A 17,329-nucleotide genomic window follows, 5' to 3' on the forward strand; every position below is an offset into this window, starting at 1 on the left:
ATCATGGATAAACGATCTGCCAGTGCCCACAAGGCAACTCACTGGTTGCACAGCCTCGATCAGAAGCTGTTCAACTATCCCAAAACCATCCTGTCACTGATTCTGCTGGCGACGATCTGGTTTGCTTTCCAGATCCCCGGCGTGAAGATGTATTCGGACTTTGCTGATCTGCTGCCGCAGACGCATCCCTACATCGAACTGCATAACGACATCAAGGAATCGTTCGGCGGGGCCAACGTTATCATTGTCGGCGTTGAGTTCACCGAACACGATATCTTCGACAACGAAGCCTTGGCGCGCATTCACCGGATCACCCAGTCGGTGGACTCCCTGCCCGGCGTCGATCACAACCTGGTGACCAGCGTCACCCACCGCAACTCGCGCAAGGTGTGGCTGACCCCGGAGGGTAACGTCAACTCCGAACCCTATTACAACCCGGAGCACACCGATCTGGATGCGGCCCAGCTGGACCAGCTGCGCAAGGATGTGGGCGCCGACCCACGTGTGCTGGGGCCGCTGGTGAGCCCGGACCTGCACATGGCGCTGGTCAAGGCTCAGCTGATTGAAGGCAAGCTCGACTACGCCGCGACCTACGAACACATCCAGCAGATGCGTGAGCAGGAAGCGGCCAATGGCGTGAAGATCCACGTCACAGGTCAGCCAATGCTGGTGGGCTGGGCCTACCAGTATCTGGATCAGATCATCGAGATCTTCCTGTTCACCGCACTGATCATGCTGGCGCTGCTGGTGTTCTACTTCCGCAAGGCTTACGGCATCTTTATCCCGCTGGCGGGGGTGATCGTCTCCTCGATCTGGGGCATCGGCATCATCTCGATGTTCGGCTACAACCTGGACCCGCTGAGCCTGGTGATTCCCTTCCTGATCTCGGCTCGCGCCATGTCGCACGGTATCCAGCTGGTAGAGCGCTACTATCTGGAGCTGAATACCCATGATAATCACCACCAGGCCGCGCGACTGACCTTCGAGAGCCTGTTCCGTCCTGGCAGCCTGGGGGTCGTATCCGACGCCATCGGTCTCCTGCTGATCGCCATCGGTTCCATTCCGCTCAACACCAAGCTGGCGCACTACGCCTCGATCTGGGCGCTGAGCATCATCATTACCGTACTCCTGGCGGTGCCACTGCTGCTGTCGGTATTGCCCAAGCCGAAAAATACCGGCATCAAGCATAACCTGTTCCGCAATGTGGGCTACTTCTGTGCTGATCTGATCAGTGGTGAAAAGGCGGCGAAGAGAGCGCTGGCCATCGCGGCGGTACTGCTCTGTGGTGGCTTCTATTTCTCTTCACACGTGGTCATTGGTGAATCCGAGCCGGGCTCGCCGATCCTGTATCAGGATCACGACTACAACCGCTCCTCCAAGGCGATCAACGATAGTTTCCCGGGCTCCGAGGAGATGTATATCGTCGCCGAAACGGATGAAAAAGGCGGTATCAAGCGTCCCGAAGTGCTCAAGGCGCTGGCGGATCTGGAACGCCATATGCTGCTCGATCCGGGTGTCGGTGGTGCCAAGGGCATTCCGGATCTGGTCAAGCAGGTTAACCGCCTGCTGCATAACAACGATCCGCGCTGGGCGCAGATCCCGGATGACCCCCTTTATGCGGGTGGCCTGATGTTTACCTACATGATGTCCAATCCGATTCCGGGGGCATTGAAGGAGTTCGTCGACAGTGACGAACGTGTGGCCAACCTGGTGTTCTATTACAAGGACCACAAAGGGGAGACCCTGCGTCGCGCCATCCACACCGCCAAACAGTGGATCGCCGACAACGAGGGCAAGGTGGAAGGACTCACCATCCGTCTGGCCGGCGGCACCATTGGCGTGATTGCATCCCAGAATGAAGCGGCGTTCGAGACCAACCTCTGGGTGCTGCCGCTGGTGTTCCTGCTGATCTTCGCCATGGTTACCTTCTTCTACACCTCAATCATGGCCGGCACGATGATGTTCGGCGCCATGCTGTTTGCCACCACGCTGACCTACGCCTACATGGGGCTGAGCGGCATGGGCATCAATTCCAATACTGTGCCGATTATCGCCGTGGGCGTGGGTATCGGTATCGACTACTCGATCTACATGATGGACCGCATCCGCTCCGAGATGGTGGTGCTGGGTGATCTGCATGCCGCCGTGCGTCGTGCCATTCGCACCACCGGACTGGCGGTCAGTTTTACCGCCATCACCCTGATCGCTGGCATCGTCATGTGGGTGGTGCTGTCCGACCTGCGCTTCCAGGCGGAAGCGGCGCTGTTGCTGATCGTGATGGTGGTGCTCAATGGCGCGGCCGCCATGCTGCTGGTGCCCAGCTGGGTGCTGGTATTCAAACCCCAGTTCATTTGCAAGGCCTATGCCGACGAGGACGGTGTGATCCACGCCGATACCGAGGCGGACGCCGTACCGGAAAAACAGAGTAATCAGGAAAAGGAAGTCGAGGCTTCCCTTGTCATGACAACCAAGGCTTAAACCACAAGAGGCCAACACACATGTCGAAAACAATAACAACGACATTCTCCCATCTCGCTCTCGGCGTAGCAGCGGCATTGGGCACGGGACTTGCCCTGCCGGCCGCGGCGGCTGAAACCACCTGGGCCGGATTCGTCGAGAACGCCACCTACTACCGTGATGGCGTCGGAATTTCCAAGTTCCGCAACACGGCACAGGCGGAGTTTGAAACCAAGTTCCAGTCCGACACCTTCCGCTCAGTACAGCTCAACGGTGTGCTGCGCGGTACCTATGATGGTGTCTACGACCTCAATGATGACGAATTTGGCAAGGATTCTCGCCACGCCTATCTGGGCGAAAACTGGCACGGACAGGATCTCTCAACCGCTATTCTGACTCCCGGCGTCTCCTTCCCCTGTGAAAACGATCCGACCCTCTGTGGCAACCTCGATGGGTACATGGATCACGACGAAAACGATGCCAAATTCCCCGAGTTCAATGATCAGCTGGACTTTATCCGTGAACTCTATATCAGCGCCGACAAGGAGCTGAATAACGGCGATATCCTGTCAGTCCGACTGGGCAAGCAGCAGGTAATCTGGGGCAAGACCGACCTGTTCCGTGTACTGGACGTGATCAACCCGGTGGACTATTCCCGCCACAACATCTATGACGAGCTGGAGGATATCCGTATCCCGCAGTGGATGCTGACCGCCGAATGGCGCATGGGGCCAAACAGCGTTTTCGATGATTCCAACCTGTCTATGGTGTGGAACTTCGACAAGTTCCGTCCCAATAATCTGGGTACCTGTGGTCAGTCCTATCGCATCCTGGATGCGGGCTGCTTCTTCTCTTCATCGGCCAACCTGCAGCTGATCCCCGGTGGCCCCTACAGCCAGCCGGTACCGATTATTCATGATGTAGAAGAACCCAGCTGGAGCCTGGCCAATACCCAGTTGGGCATGAAGTGGGAAGGGGTCTACGGTGATGCGACCTTCTCGGTTAATGCCTTGACGTACCGCCAGCAGTTGCCGTCGCTGCACTTCCGCCCTCTGGCACCGGGTGCTCCGGTACCGGCTGCCGATGGCGTGTTCGACATCAAGTTCCCGCGGGTGAACCTGCTGGGCGGCTCCATCGACTACTACTCCATGAACATGGATGCGATCTGGCGTCTGGAGCTGGCGTACACCGAGGGTGAAGAGCTGCCGCGTGACCTCAACGGGCACAAGGAAACCGACATGCTGCGTTATGTAGTCGGCTTCGACAAAAACATCATTATTCCCGAGCTGGGTACCCGCAGCGCCTTCCTGCTGTCTGCTCAGCTGTTTGGTGAGCACATCCTCGACCATGAAGCCGATATGCCTAATGACGAGGACAACTGGATCGCCACTCTGTTGTTCAAGGGTTGGTACATGAACAACCGTCTGAGCCCGCAGATCATCATGGCCCATGACTTTGCCGCCCAGTCGACTGTCTATGCACCCAGTATCTCCTGGTCACCGGACAACCACTGGATGTTTAACCTGGGGCTGAATATCAAGACCGGTGGTGACGAGCGTTTCCCGTGGAGCGTGGCTTCCGCTTTCGGCGATCCCTCGGCCCAGTATGAACCGCTGGCCCGCTTCACCAACGGACCTATCGGTGTCGCCAACGACGAAGACGAACTCCAGCTGACCGTGCGTTACAGCTTCTGATAACCGGACTCGATAATAAGGAACACAATTATGCTGAAGAAAACACTGCTGTCCGCCGCCATCGCTCTGACGTTGGCTTCCGGTGCTCAGGCGGCCGAGGTTTCCGAAGAGATTATCCAGGAATCCTTCTTCCCCTATGCCGATGGAGCGCCCAGCTTTGAGGGACTGAAGGCGGGTATGGTCATCAACCAGAGCAACGTCGAGCAGTTCAAGGATGTGCTCGATCCGGCGATGTACATGTTCGTCAAGAACGGTGATACCGAGGTTAAAGTCGGTGAGACCACTGACTTTGCGCTGCACCCAAGCTATATCGAGGCGACTCGTAAGTACTCCGCCGATGTGCAGCTGGGTGAAGGGCATGGTGAGCTGTCCGACACAGTTGCGGGCCGTCCGTTCCCGGCCGAGCCGTCACTGGACGATCCGCGTGCCGGGGAGAAACTGGCCTGGAACTACAAGTATGGCTACAACTGGGGCGATTCCGCAGCGATCACGCCGTTCTACTGGACCATGCGTGACATGGAGTCCGGGAACAAGGAACGTACCATCAAGATGAACTTCCACTTCCTGAACTTCACCCATCGCACCTCTCAGGAGCCCTATCCTGAGATCACGCCAAACCCGTCTGAACTGTTCCGTGGTATCTATGTGCAGGTGCTGGAGCCGTTCGACGTGAAAAATACCCAGCTGCTGATTCACCGTTTCGAAGATGATACCAAGCTGGATAACGCTTACCTGTATCTGGGCTTCCAGCGCCGCGTGCGCCGACTGTCTACCGGTCAGACCACCGACGCCTTCCTCGGCACCGATGTGATGATCGAGGACTTCGAGGGTTATAACGGTCGTATCAGTGACATGAAGTGGACCTACAAGGGCACCAAGAACCTGCTGATGCCGATGTACAACCACAACGACATGGTGCTGGATACCGAAACCCACCAAGATGACGATGGTTATCAGGTGATTGCCTTTGGTGGCAAGGGCGGCTGTTTCCCGGAAATTACCTGGCAGCTGCGTAAGGTGTATGTGGTTGAGTCAGAGCCGGTCGATCCGAACCATCCGATCAGCAAGCGCCAGCACTACATGGATGCCCAGACCTTCATCATCCCGCGCAACATCACCTATGACCGCAAGGGAGACATGTGGAAGAGCTGGACTATCGGTCAGACCCATCCGGATCACCACCTGCCGGTGAACAAGGGTACTGGTGTATCGATCGATGACTCCTTCACCATGATCGATATCCAGGCCAACCATTGCACCACGGGGCAGTTCAAGGGGATCGTCGATCCTGAATTAAGCCCGGTGGACAAGTTCAGCGTGCAGAACATGCGAGCTTCTGGCCGCTGATCCGTAACTCCCCTCATCAGCTCTTTTTGCCCGGGCATTGTCCCGGGCTTTTTCGGTTATGGATAATCAGAAGACCTTGGTCAGTGTGGCGCGCAGCTGGTAGCCTTCGAAGTCTTCATCGGCGTCGTACTCGTTGTACGTGGCTACGTTCAGACCGGTCATGATCTGCGGCCAGAAATAGCCCAAGGACGCACCGATGCCGTGTTTCTGCTTATCGCCGCCTTCAACCTGCCAGCGGTCATAGCCGACCAGGCCCAGCTCCAGGCCACTGGGCAGCTGTTTGCTCAGGCCCCATTCGATCAGGAGTTCGTCTTCGATGCTGTCGTCATCCGCGATGGAGTAGCGTGACAGGGCGCTGAAGGCAATATTCTTGGCGTCGTTCAGATAAACGTTTCCGCCCAGGGTAAACATGGTTTCGGTGTAGCCCAGGCCCGGGTCAGCCGGTTCGTCGTCTTCACCGGTTTCGGTCCAGACACCCACGCCACCGACGGCATCCCAGCGCTCGCCGTGCCAGCCCAGAACGGTGCCGAAGAAGATATCACCGATACCCCATTCGTCGCTGTCTACGCCCGCGGCCGGGATCTCCAGGTCGGTGTGCACCACCGGAATGATGGTTTCGAAGGTCAGGTCGCCGCCCAGAACCTTGTTATTGGTGACCCAGATCAGGCGGTTGGCGAGGGCATTCACCTGTACTTCATTGTTACCGGGCACGCCGCTCAGTTCATCAGCACTGTAATGAACGGCATAACCCTTGTAATAGACGCCTGGGCCGGGAACGATGGCGGCGCGCATCGCTTCTACGCCCGGGGTGTAGTGGCCAGCGGTGGCGGTCAACGGCAGCAGGGCTGCCAGTGTGGAGGCAAGAACTGTTTTTTTCATCGGTGTTTTCTGTTGTTGCTTGTTGGATTGACACAAAAAAACGCGCCCCCCGAAAGGAGCGCGGTCTGTAGAGATCGATGGGGGCGGTCGATCAATATTCTTTCAGGTCTTCGTAGGGCAGGCCGACGTACTGTTCGGCGATCACCTTGCGACCGTTTTCGGAGTTCAGGTAGTAATTGAACTCGGACTTCATGAAGCGGCCGAACATCTGGGCGTCGATACCACCGTTGCTCACCTCTTCGCCGAAGTCGTGCATCATGTTGGTCATCCACCAGCTGAAGCGCTCACCGTTCCAGACACGGCGCAGGGCGATGTCGGAGTACTGCTCGATGTAGCGGCGGTCGCCGGTTTCGTATACACGGGTCATGATCTTGTACAGGGTGGCCACGTCGGATGCAGCCAGGTTCAGACCCTTGGCACCGGTCGGCGGCACGATGTGAGCGGCATCACCAACAAGGAACAGGTTGCCGTACTGCATCGGCTCGCAGACGAAAGAGCGCAGCGGGGCGATGCTCTTTTCCAGGCTCGGGCCGGTAACCACTTTTTCGGCAATCTCGGCTGGCAGGCGCTTCTTCAGCTCGTCCCAGAAGGCCTCATCAGACCAGTCTTCCACATTGTCGGTCAGCGGTACCTGCAGGTAGTAGCGCGAACGGGTGGAGGAGCGCTGGCTGGCCAGGGCGAAACCGCGTTCGCTCTTGGCGTAGATCAGTTCTTCGTGGCAGGGCGGGGTATCGGCCAGCATGCCCAGCCAGCCGAACGGGTAAACACGTTCGAATTCGGTACGGACATCTTCCGGGATGGTCTGACGGGAAACGCCGTGGAAACCGTCACAGCCGGCGATGAAATCGCAGTCCAGGCGGTATTCTTCACCCTTGTGCTCGAAGGTAACGTAAGGCTTTTCGCTCTTGACGTCGTGCGGCTGTACCTTATCGGCTTCGTAGTAGGTTTCCAGCTTGGCGGCCTGACGAGCTTCCATCAGATCCTGAGTGATCTCGACCTGGCCGTAGCAGACCACCACGTCGCCACCGGTCAGCTCTTTCAGGTCGATGCGCGTGCGATCACCATTGACCACCAGCTCGACGCCTTCGTGTACGTGGCCTTCAGCATCCATACGTTCGGCAACACCGGCTTCACGTACCAGATCGGCAAATCCCTGTTCAAGGATGCCGGCACGAATGCGGCCCAGTACGTACTCACCGGTCTGGCGCTCCAGAATGATATTGCTGATGCCCTTGCGCGCCAGTAGCTGACCCAGCAGCAAACCGGACGGGCCCGCACCGATGATGGCAACCTGTGTTTGAATTGTTTTCATAGTGTTCTCTTTAAAAATTTAAGTGCAATCAGAAAGAGTGAGATCACGCTTATGATTCAGCATCAAGAGAGTGGCTTGAATGGAAAATACAGACGCTGACTTGTACATTTAAAACACTCTGGGTGTTTGAAATGTACAAGCATTTAAAGATGCAAGTTTCCAAGTGTGCAAAAATAGTCAGGTTTAAATTGCACTTCTATATGCTCGCGTAATTTAAAAGTGATATTTACGACAGGCAGCACAAATCCTGGCTCATTTAAAACAGAACCATAAGCTATAAAAGAGGCACCTTTTCAGGCGCCTCTTTGGGTATTATTCGAACAGATCAGAAATCGTTATTCAGATCGATGCCGGACTTGCCTGGAGCCAGGATGTTGTTCGGGTCCAGAGCACGCTTGATGGCATGCTCGACACGGCGCTTGGTAGTGCCGTAACTCTGGGCCACGCGGTCCTGGAACTGGGTGTTGACGCGGTACACCGCGTAACCGCGTTTCTCGAACTCGTCCAGCAGCTCGTTGAAGCAGGCCTCGGCGCGGGCGCGCTCCTCGTCGTTGGTACGGTCATAGAGCACGTCGATGACGTGGTGCATGTCACGCCAGCCAACGATGAACTCGCCAACATAGTCCAGGCCGTGCTTGTTGAGGATGTCCTTGGCCAGTGCGTACTGCTTGTCACACTCGCTGCCGCGAGCCTGGCTCACCGGCGCGAACCACATGGAGCCGCCACCGCCACGCCAGTTGTACAGGCCAAATTCCTGCAGGTTAGGCACGCCGGTCATCAGTTTGGCGCGGTAGTCGAAGGGCTGAGTACCGCCGGCTTCTTCTTCGGTGACCAGTCGCCCCTTGCCGAGCTGCTTCAGCGCGCCCTTGACGATATTCAGGTTTACTTCGACCTGTTCCGGCGTACCGTACAGGCAGGCGTAAACGTTCCAGGCGCCCAGATCCTTATCCTTCTGAATCTTCTTCAGAATGTGATCAGGTGTCGCGCCCGGCTCGGTGATGTAGTCGGAACGACGGGTGTTGCAGGTGGCGGCTTCCCAGATCACGCCGGCAATGACGACGGCGTTCGGGATCACCTGAGCGATACGCAGCGGACGGATGAATTCGACGATCTCGGCGATATCGGTCTCATCCTCGAACTTGATTTCAAGCGGCATGGATACCGGCGGTTTCGGCATCAGCCAGAAGCCCAGCTTGGTGCAGATACCGTAGTTGGCCTGGGTGAACATGCCGTCCAGCGTCGGGCCGTAACCCCACTTGAAGACCTGCCAGGCGTTGTCGCCTTCGACGCCACCCATGCCGGTGCGGTAGATGTCACCGTTGGCCAGTACCAGCTCCATGCCACACTGCATCAGGAAGTGCTCGCCGTAGGGGGTGTAGCCTACGCCGCGGTCCATGGTGTTGCCCAGCGGGCCGGCGATGGCAGACGGCGCTGAGAAGGACAGCATCAGCGGGATGTTGTTCTCTTCGAGGTAGTCGTACAGCTGCTGGTAGGTCACGCCCGGCTCGACCAGAGCAGTACCCAGCTCTGCATCGATGTGGATGATCTTGTTCATCTTTTTAAGATCCAGCACCACCTGGCCGCGCTGGCCCGGTGCGGCGCTGCCGTAACCGAAGTTGTTGCCGGTGGAGATGGTCCAGACCGGGATCTTGTACTCGTTACAGATCTTGACGACGCCCTGCACCTGCTCGACGCTGGTGGCGGTCACGGCGGCTGACGGCGTGTTGTGCTCGACATCACCCGGCATCATGATCTTGGTGTACGGGGTCAGTTGGTCACTCTTGACCAGCACGTTCTCGTCGCCCAGCAGGGCGCGGAACTTGTTGACGGCCGCTTCAAAGTCGCTGGCGGCTACGCCCTTGGGCAGAACAGCATTGGTTTGCTGACTCATGGCTTCAAACCTCGATTACGAAAGAAACAAAGCGACCTTCGAGGCGCTTGCTTTGGGCCGGCAGGTAGGCGGCATCAACGGGGGCGTTCGGCAGTACCAGGGCGTGGCCCAGGTGCGCCGCCCAGTGACCGGAAGCGGCACCGGCGCGTGCGGCCGAGAGCTCCAGCGCGCCTTTTTTGGCGAACGGCTGTTCCGCCTTGAAGCGGAAGCCGGCGGCATCCTGCTGCAGTTGCTCGCCCAGCGCCAGGGCGCTGCCCATGGCTGTCTGCCCGCTGAGCACCTGGTGACGAGTCTGGCGTGCATCGGCGGCATGTTGGCCCAGCCAGGTCATGCGGGCGCCGGCACGGCGTGCCATGGCGGTGATCAGTTCGCCTGATGCGTCGTCGACCAGGCCGACCAGGCGCATCGGGCGCTTGTTCTGCAGCGCTTCACTGACGGCAGTAAACGGGCTGATGCGGTCGGTGCGCAGCAGGGTCATTTCAGTGCTGCTCGGCAGAGCGGCCTTTACACCAGCCGCGAAGCTGGCTTCAACGGCCGCATCGCTGGCCAGAACCAGAGTCGGCAGGCCACCGGCGTTCAGGCCCATCGCGGCCTGAGCCAGGCCGGAACTGCCCAGTACGAGACCGCCAGCACTCGAAGCCAGAGCGCCTTTCAGAAAGGAACGGCGTTTCGGATTCATCACGCTTACTCCTTGCCCTGAGTGGCCGGGCTGGTGCTGATGTACTCGGCCACGGATTTCAGCGCCTGGTCATCGATGAAGGAGGAGCGGAACGCCGGCATGGCGCGGAAGCCGTGACGCACGATAGCCGTGATGTAGCTGGGGGGCAGGTTGCGGCCCTTGATGGTGGGGCCGATGCCGGCCTCGTGGCAGTGACCACATACCTTGGCATACACCTGCTCACCACTTTGCCAGGGGCTCTGGTCGCCCGCCTGCGCCAGGCCCGAGCTCAGGGTGAGGGCGGCTCCCAGCATGACGGGGCGCATGAACTGTCGTTTCATGATTGTTGTCATTGTGATTTCTTTCTCTAGCTCAGAACGGATACGGACGCGGGGTGTGCTGCACCGTGATCCAGTGGTCGGTCGTGAACTCATCGATGGCCCAGTCGCCGTTGAAGCGGCCGACACCGGAGTTCTTCTCGCCGCCGAAGGGAGCATTCGGCTCGTCGTTGACCGGTATATCGTTAATGTGGGTCATGCCGGCCTTGATGCGCTGCGCGAACTGTACGCCGCGCTCCAGGCTGCCGGTGAACACGGCGCTGGACAGGCCGTAGGTGCTCATGTTGGCCAGTGTCAGGGCGTGCTCGGCGTCCTGGGCACACTGGATACCGACCAGCGGGCCGAAGATCTCTTCGCGCGCGATCTCCATGTCGGCATTTACATCGGCGAAGACGTGCGGCGGCAGGACGTTGCCCTGGGCTTCACCGGACACCAGTACCTTGGCGCCTTCGGCTTTGGCGATGGCGATCTTCTCCAGCAGACCTTCCAGCTGGCGAGCGCTGGCGACAGGGCCTACTGCGGTTTCCATCAGGTCCGGATCGCCGCAGTTCAGCTGGCGTACGCGCTCGGCGAAGCGCTCGCAGAACTGGTCGTAAACCGGGGCTTCAACGATGATGCGGTTGATCGCCATGCAGATCTGGCCGTTGTGCAGGAACTTGCCGAAAACAGCGGCATTGACCGCCTGTTCGAGATCGGCGTCGGCCAGGACGACGAAGGGGCTGTTGCCGCCCAGCTCCAGTGCCACGTGCTTGAGGTGATCGCCACCGCTGGCGATACGGCCGATGTTGCGACCCACCTCGGTTGAACCGGTGAAGGAGATCAGCGCCGGAGCCGGGTGTTCGACGAAGGCATCACCGATCTCGGAGCCGGGGCCGACGACCACGCTCAGCAGTCCCGCCGGCAGGCCAGCTTCCTCGAAGATGCGTGCCAGCAGCAGGCCGCCGGTAACCGGGGTATCGCTGGCCGGCTTGATCACCACGGCGTTGCCCAGCGCCAGTGCTGGGGCCAGGGAACGCTGTGTCAGGTGCAGCGGGAAGTTCCACGGGCTGATGATGCCGACGACGCCCAGCGGCTTGCGGTAGGCGCGGCTTTCCTTGCCCGGCACATTGGATTCCAGGATGCGTCCGTGAACGCGGCTGGGCATGCTGGCCGCTTCCAGAGTGATGGCACGGGCGGCGCCCCACTCGATGTTGGCTTTCAGGCGGGTGCTGCCGGATTCACGAATCAGCCAGCTGACGATCTCTTCCTGGCGCTCATCAAAGATGCGCACCGCGTTCATCATCACCTCGGCTCGCGCGGCAGGTGCCATCGCGGCCCATTCGGCCTGAGCCTGTTCTGCAGCGTCGAACGCAGCGTGAAGGTCATCACGGTTGGCCATCTGCATTTCCAGCAGGGTGTCACCGTTGTAGGGGTTGGTGACGACAAGCGAGCGTTCTCCGCTGCCTGTGCGCCACTCACCTGCGAGCGGCTGCAATTCCAGGTTGTTATAGGCGTTGGGTGTTTTATTCATCGTTTTCTCTCAGTTTCCGAAGGCCATTACGGGGTGTGCAGCCCCGAGTGTCTGTTCATGAACAGCGCCAGTGGCCATCCGATTTTCATTTACACAGGTTGTTTGTGCTGAGCGAACAACAACTTTTAATTAGGATGTAATAAAATCCGGTTATCGCTTATACAATAAGCGTGCCAACTTTTTATAATGTCTGATTGCTCCATTTTGAAAAGGCTGTGGCGTCGTATTAGACGAAAGGAGGGGGTAATAAAACTCATAGAATTCTGTGAGCTGTTACAATTTCATTAATAAAATTATGCAGTCGTGAAGCACAATTATTATGGGTAATGATCGCGATAAGATGCTGGAGGCGGAGTTCATCGCTCGCTTCCGCGAGCGCAACAAGAAGTTTCTCGTCGATCGGCGTTTCCAGTTCAACAGTGAGGGTACGCCGTCGGCCGAAGACCTGGCGGACAGCCTCAGCTTCGATAGCAACGATGGCAATATTTGGCTGGCAGGTCAGCGGATCATGTTCATGCAGGCCGAAGTGTTCGGCAATATCCGCCGTGAGCTGATCGACAAGCTGGGCTATCAGCAGGCGCGCCAGTTGCTGATGCGCGTGGGCTGGCAGGCGGGCGCGCGGGACGCTGCCCGGGTCAGCGAACTCTGGCCCAACGGAGACGGTGCCAGTTTGTTCTCGGCCGGTCCCCGGTTGCACAAGCTGAAAGGGATGGTCGATGTCGAAGTAGTCCAGATCGAAATCGACAACGCCCGTGGCCAGTTCCAGGGCGAGTTTCTCTGGCATAACTCGCTCGAGGCCAGTGAGCATCTGGCGCGCTACGGTGTCAGCAGCGAGGCGGCCTGCTGGATGCAGATCGGCTATGCCAGTGGCTATGCATCAGCTTTGCTGGGGCGCAGCGTGGTCTACCGTGAAATGGAGTGCAAGGCCTGTGGTCATGATCACTGCCGCATCGTCGGCAAGCCTGCCGAACTCTGGGAAGACGGTGAGCAGGATCTGTTCAACGGGGTGGACAGCATTTTTGCCCGCACCGAGCAGGAAGAGAGCGGCAAACAGAGCCTGATGGTGGGTGGCTCGCCGGCCTTTCTGGCGGCGACGCGGCTGTTGTCAAAAGTGGCCCCAACCGAAGCGACGGTGCTGTTGACCGGTGAGTCCGGCGTTGGCAAGGAGCTGTTCGCCAAAAGCCTGCACGAGCAAAGCCAGCGTCATGCCGGGCCGCTGGTATCACTGAACTGCGCGACCTTGCCGGAAAGCCTGGTTGAGGCTGAACTGTTCGGTGTCGAGAAGGGGGCTTTTACCGGTGCCGACAAGTCGCGCACCGGACGCTTTGAGCGCGCTCATGGCGGCACCCTGTTTCTGGACGAAATCGCGACCTTGAGTCTGTCGGCCCAGGGCAAGATCCTGCGTGTGTTGCAGGAGGGGGAGCTGGAGCGTCTGGGTGGCACCCGGACGATTCAGGTGGATGTGCGCATCGTGGCGGCGACCAACCTGGATCTGCGCGCCGAGGTGGAAGCCGGCAATTTCCGTGAAGATCTCTTCTATCGGCTCAATGTGTTCCCGATCAGCTTGCCGCCGCTGCGTGAGCGGCGTGAAGACCTGCCGCTGCTGATGAGCTATTTTCTGGATCATTACTGCAAGCGTTATAACCGGCACCTCACCGGTTTCACCACGCGCCTGGTCAACACCCTGCTGGCCTACCGTTTCCCGGGCAATATCCGTGAACTACAGAATCTGATCGAGCGTGGCGTGATCATCGCAGAAGATGGCGACACCCTGGACTTTACCCACCTGTCACTGGGTGGCGAAACCGAGCGCCTGAACAGCTGGGACCAGGCCGGGAAGGTGCAGGGCGATCAGCTTGCGGAAGGGCCGATTGAGTCGCCAGCCTTGCCGGCGCCAACCGATGATCCGCTGTCCCGCTTGAGGGATTTTGTCAGTGGCCGTAATGAAGTGCTGGAGACCTCGCTGGGCGAGGTGGAAGACCTGCTGATTACGGCGGCCATGGCGCGCTGCGACGGCAATGTGACCGCGGCAGCGCAGATGCTGGGCATGACCCGGGCGCAGCTCAGCTACCGGCTCAAGGATCGCAAGTAGCCTGCTTGGCTTAGCCCTGATCCCGGTGCTCACGGAAGGTGCTGGGGGAGGCGCCGGCCCTGCGCTTGAAGAAGCGAGAGAAATAGGCGGGATCCGAGAAACCCAGGTCGTAGGCGATGACGGCAACGGGGGCTGTTGAATAGATCAGCATCCGTTGGGCCTCCAGCGCCAGGCGGTCCTGCAGCAGCTCGCCGACACTCTTGCCCGCCACCGCCTGGCAGGCGCGGTTGAGTCCGATCGGGGTGGTGCAGAGCGCATCGGCATAGAACTGACAGGGCTGGTGCTCGCGGTAGTGCTGTTCGATCAGTTCACACAGTTTGCGATAACGAATCGAGTACCGGTCCTCGGCCGGTGCCTGTCCGCTGGCGCTGACCAGTCGGCCCATTTTGATCAGCAAAGAGTAGAGCAGCCATTCGAACAACTGCTGCTTGCCGGCGGCGTTGTCCTGATATTCCTGTGCCAGCTCGTCTGTCAGCTGATTGATAAAGGACAGGTCCTCCGGGTACTTGTCCAGGGGGATGGTCTGCACCGACTGCATCAGCTCATTGTGGAACGGGAAGTTGCGCTGGAAGCGTTCGTCAAGCAGCAATAGCCGTGACAGAGTGATGACATATCCCTTGGTAACATCTCTTTCAAAGGCAAAGCCATGTACCACCCCGGGGGGCAGGGTAAACAGGCAGGGACCGCTCAGCTCCTGCTCCTGGCCATTGAGGTGTACGCGTACCTGGCCCTGGCGCACGAAAATCACCTGATACATCTGCGGGTGGCTGTGCACATTGATGGTCCAGTCGAACAATCGGGCGCGGCTCTTGATATCCTCGATATGAAAGAATTCCGGGTCCTGTCGTGAGGGTTCTTCCTTGTAGAGCGCGTAGGTAGAGATGCCCGGCGACCGAGTCTGGTGCCGAAGGTTCATGTTATCTGCTCTCCAGATTATGGGTGGTTATGCTGTGCGGGAGGCGGTTGGGCCTGATGAGCACACCGGCGTCAGAACAACACCGGTGTATCGGTTAGGGCTCGGGAAGCCTCAGGCAAACTCCTCAGTGTCGATCTCTGCCTGCTGGGCGGCGTTGTAGCGTGTGCCATGAACGCTGTCCTGGTTGATCAGCGCATCCAGTCGGGCAACTGTATCGGTTGTCAGTTGCAGAGGCGCTGCTGCCAGGTTTTCCTGCATGTGCTCAACCGAGCGGGTGCCGGGGATCGGCACGATGAAGTCGCCTTTCGATTTGACCCAGGCCAGTGCCAGCTGGGCCGGGGTGCAGCCGACTTCGTTGGCGATGGTGATATAGCCGTCCAGCAGTTTGATGTTCTGCTGGTAGTTGTCCTGGTGGAAACGCGGCATGTTGTTGCGGATATCCTTCTCCACCAGGCCGGTCACGTCCAGCAGGGTGTTGGTCAGGAAGCCGCGGGCCAGCGGGCTGAACGCCACGAACGCGGTGCCGCTGTCGCGGCAGGCATCCAGGACCGCAATTTCGGCATTGCGGGACCAGAGCGAGTATTCGGTCTGCAGCGCGGCGATCGGGTGGACGGCCTGGGCGCGTTTCAGCGTGGCGGCGGATACTTCGGACAGGCCGATGGCGCCGATCTTGCCTTCACGTACCAGCTCGGCCAGGGCGCCGACGCTGTCCTCGATCGGCGTGTTGGGATCGAGGCGGTGCAGATAGTAGAGATCGATGTGGTCGGTCTGCAGGCGGCGCAGGCTGGCTTCGCACTGGGCGCGCAGGGTCTCGGGGCGGCCGTCGATCTCTTTCACGCCGCGCTCGGGATTGATTGCCATGCCGCACTTGCTGGCCAGGAACAGCGTCTGGCGCTGTTCCTTCAGGGCCTTGCCAACCACGGTTTCGTTGCGGCCGCCGCCATAAAGGGTCGCGGTGTCGAAATGGCGATAGCCCATGTCGAACGCCTGTTGCAACGCACGGATCGCATCCTCTTCCGACAGTGGTGTGCCGTAGGCGTGTGACAGGTTCATGCAGCCCAGACCGATGCCGGGCTGGTTGAAGTGGTTGCTCAACGTGGCGCTCATGGGGTTCCCCTTTTCTTGACTCAATGACACTTCATGGCCGGCGGCGGGGCCGGCCGTCTGTTAGCGGTCGGCTTCCAGGCACTGCTCCAGCTGGTGCAGGGTTTCCATGGCCGGCAGGCACTGGGCAACGCTGGAGTTGGGCTCGCGGCCTTCCCGGATGGCGGCGATGAATTCGCGATCCTGCAGCTCGATACCGTTGTTGGACACTGCAACGCCGGTCAGGTCGATCTTGTTTTCGTTGCCGTCGTACAGGTCATCATAGCGGGCAATGTAGGTGCCGTTATCGCAGATGTAGCGGAAGAAGGTGCCGAAGGGGCCATCGTTGTTGAACGACAGGGACAGGGTGCAGAGTGCGCCGCTGCCGGTCTTCATGCCGATGCTCATGTCCATGGCGATACCCAGGTCCGGATGGTGCGGACCTTCCATTGCCTGTACCTTGGTAGCGGCTTCGCCGGTCTGGTACTGGAACAGGTCAACGGTGTGGCAGGCGTGGTGCCACAGCAGGTGGTCGGTCCAGGAACGGGCCTGACCCTTGGCATTGGTGTTGGTGCGACGGAAGAAATAGGTCTGCACATCCATCTGCTGGATCTTCAGCTCGCCGGCCTGGATCTTGTTATGGATCCACTGGTGGCTCGGGTTGAAGCGACGGGTGTGGCCGGCCATGGCAACCAGGCCGGTCTTCTGCTGAACTTCGACCAGCTTGCGTGAATCTTCGATGTTGTCGGCCATCGGGATTTCAACCATCACATGCTTGCCGGCTTCCAGGCACTGGATCGCCTGGGAGGCGTGCATCTGTGTCGGGGTTGCCAGGATTACGGCATCCACGTCGTCACGGGCCAGGGCTTCCGCCAGGTCAGTGGTGTAGTGGGGGACGTTTCGCTCCTCGGCAAACTGACGGATAACATCGATCCTGGTGCCCACCACGGACGTGACGGTAGCGCCGTCGATCGCTTCGATGGCGTCCATGTGTTTCATGCCAAAGGCGCCGCTTGCGCCCGCTACACAAAGTCTCATGCGTTTTTCTCCTGATACTGAATCCACGGATTCGATCGGCCTGGGGCAGCTTGCCACATCGGCTCGTTCAATTTGTACCGGAAATCTATCACTCAGGCTGAAGGCTGAGTAATT

Annotated in this window: 13 protein-coding genes; 4 read left to right on the forward strand and 9 right to left on the reverse strand. The window is 59.0% G+C overall.

All coding sequences use genetic code 11. The annotated features are described in order from the left end of the window. The first annotated feature begins 3 nt into the window (after positions 1-3). The 3 genes from ABD013_RS09575 to ABD013_RS09585 are packed head-to-tail and all read left to right on the forward strand — an operon-like array spanning position 4 to position 5,498. Entirely contained in the window at positions 4-2,478 is a 2,475-nt protein-coding gene (locus ABD013_RS09575) for an efflux RND transporter permease subunit (protein ID WP_343805239.1), read from the forward strand. A 20-nt stretch (positions 2,479-2,498) separates the two neighbouring features. Beyond that, positions 2,499-4,151, forward strand: coding sequence for a DUF1302 family protein (locus ABD013_RS09580; protein WP_343805241.1), 1,653 nt, complete (start codon positions 2,499-2,501; stop codon positions 4,149-4,151). A gap of 30 nt (positions 4,152-4,181) precedes the next feature. Next, positions 4,182-5,498 carry a DUF1329 domain-containing protein gene (locus tag ABD013_RS09585; RefSeq protein WP_343805243.1) on the forward strand — a complete coding sequence of 439 codons (1,317 nt, stop codon included), beginning with the start codon at positions 4,182-4,184 and terminating at the stop codon, positions 5,496-5,498. 66 nt (positions 5,499-5,564) lie between these two features. Here ABD013_RS09585 and ABD013_RS09590 read toward each other — a convergent pair whose 3' ends face one another. The 6 genes from ABD013_RS09590 to ABD013_RS09615 all read right to left on the reverse strand — a co-directional run bounded on the left by ABD013_RS09590 (position 5,565) and on the right by ABD013_RS09615 (position 12,086). After that, positions 5,565-6,377, reverse strand: a complete 813-nt coding sequence (locus tag ABD013_RS09590; RefSeq protein ID WP_343805246.1) for a SphA family protein — start codon at positions 6,375-6,377, stop codon at positions 5,565-5,567. 91 nt (positions 6,378-6,468) lie between these two features. Continuing rightward, positions 6,469-7,680: a 4-hydroxybenzoate 3-monooxygenase gene (gene pobA / locus ABD013_RS09595; protein WP_343805791.1), complete on the reverse strand. Its 1,212-nt coding sequence runs from the start codon at positions 7,678-7,680 to the stop codon at positions 6,469-6,471. A gap of 334 nt (positions 7,681-8,014) precedes the next feature. Further along, positions 8,015-9,580: an FAD-binding oxidoreductase gene (locus ABD013_RS09600; protein ID WP_343805248.1), complete on the reverse strand. Its 1,566-nt coding sequence runs from the start codon at positions 9,578-9,580 to the stop codon at positions 8,015-8,017. 4 nt (positions 9,581-9,584) lie between these two features. Then, the gene (locus ABD013_RS09605; RefSeq protein WP_343805250.1) at positions 9,585-10,259 is read right to left on the reverse strand and encodes a hypothetical protein; all 675 of its coding nucleotides are present in this window, start codon (positions 10,257-10,259) and stop codon (positions 9,585-9,587) included. Positions 10,260-10,264: 5 nt separating this feature from the next. Then, positions 10,265-10,579, reverse strand: a complete 315-nt coding sequence (locus tag ABD013_RS09610; protein ID WP_343805252.1) for a c-type cytochrome — start codon at positions 10,577-10,579, stop codon at positions 10,265-10,267. Between the two features lie 31 nt (positions 10,580-10,610). Then, positions 10,611-12,086: an aldehyde dehydrogenase family protein gene (locus ABD013_RS09615; RefSeq protein ID WP_343805254.1), complete on the reverse strand. Its 1,476-nt coding sequence runs from the start codon at positions 12,084-12,086 to the stop codon at positions 10,611-10,613. A gap of 319 nt (positions 12,087-12,405) precedes the next feature. On the opposite strand from ABD013_RS09615, the gene ABD013_RS09620 reads away from it, so the two are divergent. After that, complete coding sequence (locus ABD013_RS09620) at positions 12,406-14,178, forward strand: sigma 54-interacting transcriptional regulator (protein ID WP_343805256.1); 1,773 nt, start codon at positions 12,406-12,408, stop codon at positions 14,176-14,178. A 10-nt stretch (positions 14,179-14,188) separates the two neighbouring features. Here ABD013_RS09620 and ABD013_RS09625 read toward each other — a convergent pair whose 3' ends face one another. From ABD013_RS09625 to ABD013_RS09635, 3 genes are all read right to left on the reverse strand, one after another. Further along, positions 14,189-15,094 carry a helix-turn-helix domain-containing protein gene (locus ABD013_RS09625; protein ID WP_343805257.1) on the reverse strand — a complete coding sequence of 302 codons (906 nt, stop codon included), beginning with the start codon at positions 15,092-15,094 and terminating at the stop codon, positions 14,189-14,191. Positions 15,095-15,205: 111 nt separating this feature from the next. Then, complete coding sequence (locus ABD013_RS09630) at positions 15,206-16,201, reverse strand: aldo/keto reductase (RefSeq protein ID WP_343805259.1); 996 nt, start codon at positions 16,199-16,201, stop codon at positions 15,206-15,208. Between the two features lie 60 nt (positions 16,202-16,261). Next, positions 16,262-17,215 carry a Gfo/Idh/MocA family oxidoreductase gene (locus ABD013_RS09635; protein WP_343805261.1) on the reverse strand — a complete coding sequence of 318 codons (954 nt, stop codon included), beginning with the start codon at positions 17,213-17,215 and terminating at the stop codon, positions 16,262-16,264. Positions 17,216-17,329 lie beyond the last annotated feature (114 nt).

Source organism: Marinobacterium maritimum (assembly GCF_039523155.1).
In the GTDB taxonomy this organism is placed as follows: Bacteria; Pseudomonadota; Gammaproteobacteria; order Pseudomonadales; family Balneatricaceae; genus Marinobacterium; species Marinobacterium maritimum.

Bases quoted from the DNA above. Each gene is read 5' to 3' on its own strand.
- ABD013_RS09600 (WP_343805248.1), bottom strand. From the start codon at position 9,580: ATGAGTCAGCAAACCAATGCTGTTCTGCCCAAGGGCGTAGCCGCCAGC.
- ABD013_RS09610 (WP_343805252.1), bottom strand. From the start codon at position 10,579: ATGAAACGACAGTTCATGCGCCCCGTCATGCTGGGAGCCGCCCTCACC.
- ABD013_RS09615 (WP_343805254.1), bottom strand. From the start codon at position 12,086: ATGAATAAAACACCCAACGCCTATAACAACCTGGAATTGCAGCCGCTC.
- ABD013_RS09635 (WP_343805261.1), bottom strand. From the start codon at position 17,215: ATGAGACTTTGTGTAGCGGGCGCAAGCGGCGCCTTTGGCATGAAACAC.
- ABD013_RS09605 (WP_343805250.1), bottom strand. From the start codon at position 10,259: ATGAATCCGAAACGCCGTTCCTTTCTGAAAGGCGCTCTGGCTTCGAGT.
- ABD013_RS09620 (WP_343805256.1), top strand. From the start codon at position 12,406: ATGGGTAATGATCGCGATAAGATGCTGGAGGCGGAGTTCATCGCTCGC.
- ABD013_RS09590 (WP_343805246.1), bottom strand. From the start codon at position 6,377: ATGAAAAAAACAGTTCTTGCCTCCACACTGGCAGCCCTGCTGCCGTTG.
- ABD013_RS09580 (WP_343805241.1), top strand. From the start codon at position 2,499: ATGTCGAAAACAATAACAACGACATTCTCCCATCTCGCTCTCGGCGTA.
- ABD013_RS09585 (WP_343805243.1), top strand. From the start codon at position 4,182: ATGCTGAAGAAAACACTGCTGTCCGCCGCCATCGCTCTGACGTTGGCT.
- ABD013_RS09630 (WP_343805259.1), bottom strand. From the start codon at position 16,201: ATGAGCGCCACGTTGAGCAACCACTTCAACCAGCCCGGCATCGGTCTG.
- ABD013_RS09625 (WP_343805257.1), bottom strand. From the start codon at position 15,094: ATGAACCTTCGGCACCAGACTCGGTCGCCGGGCATCTCTACCTACGCG.
- ABD013_RS09575 (WP_343805239.1), top strand. From the start codon at position 4: ATGGATAAACGATCTGCCAGTGCCCACAAGGCAACTCACTGGTTGCAC.